This window comes from Terrisporobacter sp. (assembly GCF_017888745.1).
Classification (GTDB): Bacteria; Bacillota; Clostridia; order Peptostreptococcales; family Peptostreptococcaceae; genus Terrisporobacter.
The window spans coordinates 1-10,593 of the sequence record NZ_JAGHFM010000125.1 but is presented as its reverse complement, the minus strand read 5'-3'; the positions used below and the strand labels follow the sequence as shown (position 1 = coordinate 10,593).

Annotated in this window: 13 protein-coding genes; 2 read left to right on the top strand and 11 right to left on the bottom strand. The window is 27.9% G+C overall.

What is annotated here, in order from left to right:
* Positions 1-584: aminotransferase class V-fold PLP-dependent enzyme (locus J7G74_RS06135; RefSeq protein WP_297133177.1), on the bottom strand; the 584-nt coding region annotated here is incomplete at its 3' end.
* A 156-nt stretch (positions 585-740) separates the two neighbouring features.
* Here J7G74_RS06135 and J7G74_RS16910 point away from each other — a divergent pair.
* On the top strand, positions 741-1,289 hold the full coding sequence (locus J7G74_RS16910; protein ID WP_443081644.1) for a DUF6512 family protein: 549 nt from the start codon (positions 741-743) through the stop codon (positions 1,287-1,289).
* A gap of 173 nt (positions 1,290-1,462) precedes the next feature.
* Here the strand turns inward: J7G74_RS16910 and J7G74_RS06130 are convergent, their stop codons facing one another.
* Positions 1,463-1,924, bottom strand: coding sequence for a hypothetical protein (locus J7G74_RS06130; RefSeq protein ID WP_297133175.1), 462 nt, complete (start codon positions 1,922-1,924; stop codon positions 1,463-1,465).
* A 129-nt stretch (positions 1,925-2,053) separates the two neighbouring features.
* Here J7G74_RS06130 and J7G74_RS06125 point away from each other — a divergent pair, with 129 nt between their 5' ends.
* On the top strand, positions 2,054-2,920 hold the full coding sequence (locus tag J7G74_RS06125) for a YitT family protein (protein WP_297133173.1): 867 nt from the start codon (positions 2,054-2,056) through the stop codon (positions 2,918-2,920).
* Between the two features lie 39 nt (positions 2,921-2,959).
* Here the strand turns inward: J7G74_RS06125 and J7G74_RS06120 are convergent, their stop codons facing one another.
* The 9 genes from J7G74_RS06120 to J7G74_RS06080 form a co-directional block, all read right to left on the bottom strand.
* Positions 2,960-3,763, bottom strand: a complete 804-nt coding sequence (locus J7G74_RS06120; protein ID WP_297133170.1) for a histidinol-phosphatase HisJ family protein — start codon at positions 3,761-3,763, stop codon at positions 2,960-2,962.
* Positions 3,764-3,774: 11 nt separating this feature from the next.
* Positions 3,775-4,449: a fructose-6-phosphate aldolase gene (locus J7G74_RS06115; protein WP_297133168.1), complete on the bottom strand. Its 675-nt coding sequence runs from the start codon at positions 4,447-4,449 to the stop codon at positions 3,775-3,777.
* Positions 4,450-4,553: 104 nt separating this feature from the next.
* The gene (locus J7G74_RS06110; RefSeq protein WP_297133166.1) at positions 4,554-4,916 is read right to left on the bottom strand and encodes a PTS glucitol/sorbitol transporter subunit IIA; all 363 of its coding nucleotides are present in this window, start codon (positions 4,914-4,916) and stop codon (positions 4,554-4,556) included.
* Between the two features lie 62 nt (positions 4,917-4,978).
* A complete protein-coding gene (srlE, locus tag J7G74_RS06105; RefSeq protein WP_297133164.1) occupies positions 4,979-6,016 on the bottom strand; it encodes a PTS glucitol/sorbitol transporter subunit IIB in 1,038 nt (345 codons plus the stop codon).
* A 14-nt stretch (positions 6,017-6,030) separates the two neighbouring features.
* Positions 6,031-6,585 (bottom strand): PTS glucitol/sorbitol transporter subunit IIC, encoded by a 555-nt coding sequence (srlA, locus tag J7G74_RS06100; protein WP_297133162.1) that lies wholly within the window; start codon positions 6,583-6,585, stop codon positions 6,031-6,033.
* A gap of 18 nt (positions 6,586-6,603) precedes the next feature.
* Entirely contained in the window at positions 6,604-7,053 is a 450-nt protein-coding gene (locus J7G74_RS06095; RefSeq protein ID WP_297133160.1) for a transcriptional regulator GutM, read from the bottom strand.
* Between the two features lie 15 nt (positions 7,054-7,068).
* Complete coding sequence (locus J7G74_RS06090; protein ID WP_297133158.1) at positions 7,069-8,997, bottom strand: BglG family transcription antiterminator; 1,929 nt, start codon at positions 8,995-8,997, stop codon at positions 7,069-7,071.
* 40 nt (positions 8,998-9,037) lie between these two features.
* The gene (locus J7G74_RS06085) at positions 9,038-9,859 is read right to left on the bottom strand and encodes an SDR family oxidoreductase (RefSeq protein ID WP_297133156.1); all 822 of its coding nucleotides are present in this window, start codon (positions 9,857-9,859) and stop codon (positions 9,038-9,040) included.
* A 434-nt stretch (positions 9,860-10,293) separates the two neighbouring features.
* Positions 10,294-10,593, bottom strand: a 300-nt coding sequence (locus tag J7G74_RS06080) for an undecaprenyl-diphosphate phosphatase (protein WP_297133153.1), incomplete at its 5' end; no start/stop codon positions are given.

The following is a 10,593-nucleotide window of genomic DNA, read 5'->3' as shown; positions in this document are numbered from 1 at the left end:
TTATGACATATCTTAGCTATTTCATGTATTGGATTTATATAACCAGTAACATTAGAAGCGCCTGTTACAGTAACATATTTTATTTCACCTTTATTTTCTTTTAACTTTTCTTCTATGTCTTTTATATTTATTCTGCCATTTTTATCTACATCTACATATTCTACTGTGGCTTTGTATCTCCAAGGCAAATCATTAGCATGATGCTCCATCCTTGTCGTTAGTATTTTATCATTTTTATCTTTTATCAAAACATCAGATAGCAAATTCATACACTCTGTTGTTGTTTTTCCAAATATAACGGTATAATCTTTACTCTTGCCTAGATTGAAAAAATTCAGAACTATATTTCTTGCATCCTCATAATTTTGTGTAGTAATCTCACTTTTTTGTCCAGTACCTCGTGCTACTGCTCCATATGTTACTAGTCCCCTACAGAAAGCTCTATATGAAGATTTAAATGATGGAGTTGTTGCGGCATTATCAAATCCTATTTGTGTTGTCATTTGACCATTAGCAAGTTGTACAGGATGTTCTAAACCTATAAATAAATCCCTATATTGATTATAATGATCTGAACTATACACTATTTTCGCCTCCTTTGCTTATGAAATTATTGTCTACCTATTAATATATATATATGTATTATTATCAAATTGGTTTTATATATTATCAGATTTTACATATGAGACTTTACAGAATCAATCAATTAAAATCTTCATATAATATTAATCGAAAAGGAGTTGATTAAAATAGGTAACCATAAATCATTAAATAAAAATTTTTTTATCAGTGTAATAATTATCTTTATCCTTGGAAGTATATCTCATTTTTTATACGATTTAACTAATAATTCTATTATTATTGGCAGTATATTTCCTGTTAACGAAAGTATCTGGGAACATTTAAAATTATTATTACTACCTGTTATATTATGGTGGATAACCTTCTACTTAATAGGTAAAAATAAATATAATCTTAATAAAGATAGATGGTTCATATCCTCTATAATATCTTTATTATTTTCTATGATTTTTCAAAATTCTATGTATTATCTTTATGCTTGTGGATTTGGAATAAAATCAATAATATTTGATATATTATTATTTTTAATTTCAATAATAATTGGTCAATCCATCGGACTACATTATTATAAACATGGAAAAGAAGTTAATTATAAAATTTCCCTATTAATATTATTTTTCATTGTATTATTTTTTATTTTTCTTACTTTCAATACTCCAAATCTCCCAATATTCAAAGATAGCATTACTGGAACTTATGGAGTATAATCCCTTAAAATATAAAAAAATTCACTTCGTTCATGTCGCCAACGACTGCGTCCGTTGCTCAAGTAACAAAGTTGGAAATTATATGTTATCTACAAATCAGATAACATATAATTTCCTTACAATTAAAAAAGAGTAAAATTTAATCTTTCGATTATTTTTACTCTTTTTATTATTTATATAATATATGTATTTATGAAATCTTTCATTTTTATATTTAAATCCCCACAGTCATCAATAGTTTCATATATCCTACAATTAATTCCTTCTTCCTCTATTGCTGATTCTACACTTATGATATCATTTTCAATTTTTATTACAAAACCTATGTTAATATCCTCATATTGATTAAAATAAGCATCAGACATGTAAATCCCCTTAGAGCTTTCATTCCTATCATCATCTACTAGATACTTATTCCCATTAGCACATATTAAATATTTACCTGCTCTTTTCCCAAAAACATAGTATAGACATCTATTCTCTTTTAGTAATTCTCTTATATCTTTAACTTCTTTACTTGTTTCAAGTGATATTGTAATTCCATTTACACATTTTTTCACAAAAAACAATTCATCTATATCTTTGTGAAATTCATATAAGTTAAATTTACTTAAATCCCCACTATAAAAAAACACCTTATGCCACCCCTTTATAAGTTTGTAAATATATTGTAGTCGAATTTTTTATTAATTTCATTATAAAGTAATATTTATATACTGGTATTTTATGTATTAAATTTCATAAAATATAGTGGAGGTTTTATTATGATGGAAGAAAAAATTATTTTTAAAGATTTTATGTATGAAACCCTACTTCTTATAATCGGTTGTTTTTTAATGGCACTATCATTTATATTATTTTTTGATCCTCACTCAATAGCACCTGGTGGATTAACGGGATTGGCTGTTATAATCAAAAATTTGCTTAATATACCTTTATGGGTTGTTAATCTACTATTTAATATACCATTATTTATTATTGCTTATAAGGTACTAACAAAAAGAGAATGTTTAAAAACACTTTTAGGAATTTTTTTCTTTACATCTGCATTAAATTTATGTGATAAACTTTCTTATCTTGATATAACTAATGATGTACTATTAGCAACTCTTTCAGGAGGTGTCCTTTTAGGACTTAGTCTAGGTATAATATTTAAAATTAATGGTACTACAGGTGGTACTGATTTAATCGGATTAATATTAAATAGATTAATGCCTTCAGTAAGTGTACCCAAATTAATGGGGTGTGCAGACTTCATTGTAGTAATATTATCAATTTGGGCTACTAGAAAAATTGAAATTGGTTTATATTCTGCTTTAGGATTATATATAGCTGTTATTGTAAGTGATATGGTAATAGAAGGTCTCTATAGTGCTAAGTCATTTATGATAATATCAAATTTATCAGATGAAATTTCCAATGTTATCTTAGAAAAAATGGGTAGAGGTGTTACGATTTTAAATGCAAAAGGTGGTTATACTAAAGAAGAAAAAGATGCCTTACTTGTAGTAGTGGGAAAAAGAGAAATATCAACACTTAGAAAACTTGTCAAATCCGTAGACCCAAATGCATTTGTTATTATAAGTGATGTACATGAAGCACTTGGGGAAGGTTTCAAACAAATATATTAAATACAAAAGGATGATATCTTAATATCATCCTTATTTATATTATAATTTTATAAAATTAGGTTTCATCTTATCAAAGGTACAGATGTATTTATATCCCATCTGACGTAAACATTCATAGATATAATCAAATTTATGAGCAACTTGATTTGTATTGTGAGAGTCTGAACCTGTTGTTATTATTTCTCCTCCAAGTTCTTTATATCTCTTAAGTATATACGATGATGGTGTTAAATCTGGTAATCTATATCTAAAACTAGAAGTATTTATTTCTATACCTTTCCCATCCTGTATAGCTAATTTTAAAATTTCATCAATCTCATCAGCAAATACTCTATCATCTATTATATTATTTAAGTCTCCATATCTCTTCACTATATCTAAGTGACCTAATACAGAGTAGTGCTTGTACTTACTTATCATACTATATAAAATCTCATAATATTGTCTATAAGCCTCCATTTGAGATTTATCTTCATAAAAATGTCTTTGAATCAACTCAGATTTATTAATTGTATGAATAGAACCTATAACAAAGTCAAATTCATTATTAATTACATCATCAGCACATTTATCAAGCACATGATTTTGTAATCCCATTTCAATTCCTTTTTTGATTTTAATTTTATCTGTATACTTTTCTTTATAGTAATCTATTTTTTTGAAATAATCTTTAAAATTAACATTATAATCAACTTCCTTATTATTTACTATAACACTATAGTCAACATGATCTGTAAAACATATTTCTTTCAGACCTAATTCAATAGATCTATTTATCATGTCTTCCATAGGAGTCTTACTATCTTCAGAAAAGTTACAATGCATATGATAATCGTAATACATAATCTAATCTCCTATTTTTTATTAGTAGTTGTACCTTCTCCAAATACATTTGACCAGTCTTCTATAAATTTATCTACACTCCAATTAGTTAGAGGGTGTGCCATCATAGCTTTACAAATATCAGCTGGTACAGTAACACTATGAACTCCAACTTTCATTAAATCTAGTACTTGTTGGGCATTTTTAAAGCTAGCTGCCACAACTTTAGAATTAAAATTATATGTATCTATTATATTAACTAAGTCACTAACTACTGACACTCCATCTCCACTTATATTATCAATTCTATTTACATAAGGAGCAACATAATCTGCTCCAGCTTTTGCGGCTAAAAATCCTTGATGCGCTGTAAATATTGCTGTTGCAGTAATTTTCACACCTTGTTTTTTTAATTCTTTTATAGCCCTTAATCCATCTTTAGTCACTGGAATCTTCACATACATATTTTCACGAAGATTACTTATATATAATGCTTCTTCCACCATATCTTCAAATTTAGTACTAATAACCTGTGCATGTATTGGTATATATCTTCCAACTATACTATCTATTTCCTTTATAAGACTTTCAAAGTCTTTACCCTCTTTAGATACTATACTTGGATTTGTAGTTACACCATCTATACACAAGTGAGTATATAAATCTTCAATTTCTATTACATTACCTGTGTCTAATATTAACTCCATATTTCCCTCCTAAAATATATCTACTTATTATTATAAACAAATAAATCAGCTACCTCTACATAAAGAAGTAACTGATTTTAATAATTTCTATTATCTAGAGTGAATTATTTTCTTATTAATATTTCACTACCTATGTTTAACTTAGGTACTGATGATCCTTTAACATATATACTTCCTGGTAATGATGCTTCTGTAGCACCATCAAATACGATTGTAACATGACCTAAGCTTACTAAATTCTTTTCTGCAACATTTCCAAGTGCAGTTATTTCATATTCATTTCCGTCTATAACTAATGTATTTCCAACTTCTATTGATTCACTTACTGGCTCTATATCTATAGTATAGCAAAAGTCTTTTAATGTATCTGGTGCGTTATCTCCAAATAATATGAACATTTCTTCTCCTTCAAATGCTGATACTTCTGCTCCTATATTTTTTATTGTATTTTTATATATTACTGACATATTTTTTCCCCTCTTACTTTTACATATTTTAAATTTAATATTTGTTTTTATATTTTTTAGTTTTATGCATATAATCCTATACTAGCTGCCCATGCTATTAATACTCTAGGTACACCTGTTAAGAATCTTGAATATAATACTGCTGGAACACCAACCTCAACAGTCTCAGCATCAGCTTCTGCAAGACCTAAACCAACTGGTATAAAATCACATGCACCTTGAGTGTTAATTGCAAATAATGCTGGTAATGCTAAGCTTGGATTTATATTACCTTTTCCTATTTCAACACCTATTAATGTACCTATAACTTGAGCTATGACTGCTCCAGGTCCAAGAAGTGGTGATAAGAATGGTAAAGAACAAATAAATCCTATCATTACTAATCCTAATCCTGTTCCTGCAAGTGGACTCATCACTTTAGCGAAAATATCACCTATACCAGATCCTTGTATTATACCTATTAATAATGCAACGAATCCCATGAATGGTAATATAGTATTTATTACAGTTTGTACTGCATCACAAGCTGATTGATAGAAAGTATTAACTACTTTACCTGCTCCCATTCCTATCTTAGTTAATAAACTTACACTACCATCCTTTTCTGTAGTTTGAGTTATTTTTTTGTTTGCACTATATTTAAATTCTCTTTTATCTTCTTTAGGTTTATCAGCTTTTACATTTTCTACTGTTGAAGGTTCAGTAGCAGTAGCTTTAACATCACCTTCTACTAAAGATATTTGGTCAAGACCAACTGCAGATACATATATATCTTCTGTTATGTATTTAGCTAGTGGACCACTCTTTCCAACTGGCATAACATTTATTGTTGGTATTCTCTTTTGTGGGTATATTCCACAACGAAGTGTTCCTCCACAGTCAATTATTACTAAGAATAATTTTTCCTCTGGTACAGATGTTTTGAAACCGTTTACAGCTTCACAGCCAGTAAGTTCAACTATTTTATCAACTATGTCTGGTTTCGCTCCACCACCTGTTATATATAAAAGTACATTTCTTTCTTCAGTTGGTGTTACTGTTAAAGGACCACCAAATCCTCCATTGCCTTTGTTTATTTTAATAGTACCAAAATTCGCCATTTTAAAATCCCCCTCTATGCTGTAACAGTTTTAAGTTCTTTGCTTAATTCTATACCTTGTTGCTTCATAACCATTTTAGTCGTAAAGTCAGTTACCCACCCACTCATAAGGTTACATACTAAACCTACTAATAAGTATCTAACTGCTAATGGCATAGTGCTTAATCCTAATGTTGATATTCCGTTTGCTATTCCTAAGTATATAAATACTTCACCTGGATTTATATGTGGGAAAACTCCACTACTTGTATGACAGAAATAACTTGCTGATGCATAGTAACTTGGTTTATATCTTTCTGGCATGAATCTGCCTAATGATAAAGCCATTGGGTTACCTAACATAAACGCTCCTAAGAAAGGAACTACCATATAACGAAGTATTGGGTTCTTTGCTGAGAATTGAGCAAATTTATTTATTTTTTCTTCTCCGATTAATCTAATTAAAGTATTCATTGCTATTAAAAGTAATAATACTTGTGGAACTATCCCTGTTACCCAACCTACAAATGTTTCTGCTCCAAGTTCAAATAATCCCATGAAGCCTTCTGCTAAATTTATAATTGCATTCATATTTTTTACCCTCCGTTTTTATTCTTGAACTACTACATTCTTAATCGAGCCTGTGACCTTTTGAATAGGTGTTTTTGGATTATCTTCTATTGTACCACCCTTTGTTATAGTAATATAATTTAAAGAGGCATCTAAAATTGATTTTTGAACTTGTTTCGGATACTTTTTAACATGTTCTTCCTTTAAACTCCCAATATCCATTCCATTAAAGTCATTAATTTCTTTAAATCTTGCTAGCACTGTAACTCCCGATAGACATAGTCCTTTTATTATTATTCCATCATCATCTATTGAAAACATTGATATAGAACCTGCTGCAAATCCACCTTTTTTCTTTCCAATGGCAACTCTACACATTTTTCTTAATACTTTAAAGTTTTGGTTGAAATGTTTTATTTGCAACATTGTTAAAAAGAATTGTATAACAAATGCTAAACCTAAACTTATTATTAAAGTCCAAAATATCATATAATTTTCACCTCTTTATTTAGATATAGTATCTTCTTTAATCATATAAAGAACTAAATCTTTATATTTCTTTAACCTTGATATTTCTTTAATTTTATTTTCGTCTTTGGCTATAGATATAATTTCATTATAAATTTTAATTAAAAAGATTTCATTCTCACCAAGTTCCTCTGGAATTCCCAGTAAGAATACTAGTTTTACATCTCTATTTTCTTCAACTATTAAACTATCCTCAAATACTCCTAGTGCAAGAACAATATTATCACTTTTATAGTTAACCACATGTGGTATAGCAATATGTTTATCAAATACCATTGTAGAGTTATCTTCTCTTATCTTAAGTCTTTCTTTAAAATTCTCATCTAAGTAACCATTATCATATAAACTATCAACCATAAAACTTATATTGTCATCATAACTAAGACTATTATCTAGAACAAAAAACTTGTCCTTATCTAATATACTTAATAATATTGAATCTACACCTTGTAACAAAGGTACCTCAAGCTTTTCAGTAAATTTTACTTGCTCTATTTGATTCCTAAATTCATGTTCGTCAAATATCTCTTTCATGTAAATTATTGGTGTGTCTGTATCACAATTTAATTTAAAAGTAGAGCATACTAAGTCATATTCATTTAATAACTCTTCACTCACTTCATTACTTGAATATATATCTAAAATAGCTTCTGTTGATAGAATTTTCTTAAGCTGACTTGATATTATTCTTGCAGTTAGAACACCGGATCCACATATTATTGCCACCTTGTATATCTTATCTTCTTTATATGAGTTTTCTGATATAAAAACTCCGAAATACATAGCCATAAAACCTACTTCATCTTTTGATACATCTCTTCCAAGTTTATTCTCTATTAAACATTTTGATAATTCAGCCATTTTATATGCCACAGAGTACTTTTCTTTAATATCATCAACTATTGGATTTTTAAGTTTTATACCAAATTTTATTCTATTTATCATAAAAAATATATGATATATGAATTCTTCAAAAAAATCTCCAGGCATTATAGTTATATTCATTTGTTTTTTTATTAGGTTTATTATATCTTCTACTAATTCTATGGCTTCATCTGATACTTCAATTCTCTTGATACCTTGAGAATTAATTGGAGTACGCATACTCACTATAGGCAGTACCATAAATATTCTTTCATTAGTAGGAATTTTTATATGTATACTTTTTTCAACTTCATTCATAACTTCATCAATAAAGTCAAAGGTAGTCGTAGACTTTAATTTTTTATAATTTACATCCATACATTTTATTTCATAACCATTTAATAATCTATCTATCATTACAGTGAAAAACTTCATTATATAATCTATAGTTCCACTGCCCATTGAATTTTGTCTACATATTTGTTCTACCAAATCTACTATGTCTTGATCTATTTTATAATCTTTATAAATAGATTCATACATACCATCAAGTATACACATTCTAATGTCTATTTCATTACCTTCTAGAAATAATCCTTTATTTGTCTTCCCTACTATTTGCAAGCCATAGCCTTCAACTTTTTTTCTTAACTTTTTCAAATCACCTATGAAAGTTGTTCTACCTATATTCATTTCTTCAGCCAGTTCATCAGTTAAATAAGGTGTATCACTATTCATAAGTTTATATAAAATATATGACATCCTATTATTTTGTGAGTTAAAAAAGTAGTCTTGTCTACGTATATCTTGACTTACTTTATCAAAATTTTCTTGATCTAATATAAACAGTACATATTTACCTTGCTTAATATCAATTAGACCATATCCATTTAGTAATTTATTTAATTCTTTAATTTCGTTTTTAACTGTTTTCGTGCTAACTCCTAATTTATCTGCAATAGATTGTGTTGTCGTCAAGTTACTCTGCTCTATAATCTTTAAAATTCTACATAAACGATTATCATCATTAATATTATTCATTTAATACTCCCCCTCTTTTGCAGATTTTAAAAGGATTAGCCTATCCTCTAGTTTTTCCCCCAGCTACATTTACAGTTACACCATGTATATATCCAGCTCTCTCTGATGCTAAGAAACAAACTGTATTAGCTACCTCTGTTAATTTTCCATCTCTTCCTATCGGAGTAGTAGATGATTTTGTATATCCAGCTCTTAAATCCTCTACACTTATACCTCTTGTATAAGAAAGAGCTTCTTCATATGCTAAAGTTCTAAGTCCTGTAGCTTCCATTATTCCAGGTGCTACCCCAACAACTCTAACACCTTTTTTACCAAGTTCTTTAGCCCAAGATCTTGTAAATGAGTTTACTGCATTTTTACTTGCTGCATATACACCTTGTCCTTCAGAACCTTCTAAACCACATTCAGAAGACATATTTATTATTACACCATGACCCTGCTTAACCATTTCTCTACCTGCAATTTGTGAACATAAGTATACACCTTTTACATTTATGTTCATTACTTTTTCATATATATCATCATTTAATTCATACTTACTTCCTTCTTGCTTATCATCAATTAATAAAGATGGTATATTTATACCGGCATTATTAACTAGTACATCTATACTACCGAATTTTTCTTTTGCTTTTTGTACTGTAGCAATTATACTTTCTTTATCTGTAACATTCATCACTGAATAAGTCATTTTTCCACTATGACCATTCATTTCAAACTCTGGTTGATTTGGATTTAAATCACATACAATTACATTAGCACCTACATTTAAAAATTCTTGTGCCACAGCTTTACCTATTCCAGATGCTCCTCCAGTTACTAAAACTGTTTTATTCTCTAGTTCTAACCATGATTTTTCCATTTCCCTATCTCCTTAATACTAATTTTGTTAATATAATCTTATCAAAATTAATATAATGGATTAATGCTAATGTTTTCTTTCTTATGGAAAATCATGTGTATAATTCAAAATTCTACAAAATAATATCTTCATTTACATTTTTAACACATTTAAAATACATCTAAATTATATATATAATATTTTACATATTCAACTAGTTCTCTTCTTTATTCAAATAATAAATTTAATTATATAAATAATTATCTTTAAATTATTAAGTATTATCAAAATACTTTATTTTACTACAACTATAACTTTTGCATACACAAAATGTTTACGAAATATTTAAAATTCTTACTTTTGAAATTATATTTATCAATAAATATAATTTTTTTACAAATAAAAAAGCTACTGTATTATAAAAATACAATAGCTTTTTTATTATATAATTCAATTTACATCATAAAGAAATAGTATACTAATAATATAACTCCAAGTACTATTCTGTACCATCCAAATACTTTGAAGTCATGTTTTTTAATGTATCCCATAAGGAATTTTATAGCCCATACAGAAACTACAAATGAAACTAACGTACCTACTCCTAAAACTATTAATTCAAAACTTTTAAATACAAGACCAAATTTAACTAATTTAAGCAAACTTGCACCAAACATTACTGGTATAGCTAAGAAGAATGTAAATTCAGCCGCTATCTCTCTTGATATACCTATTAATAATGCCCCTAATATAGT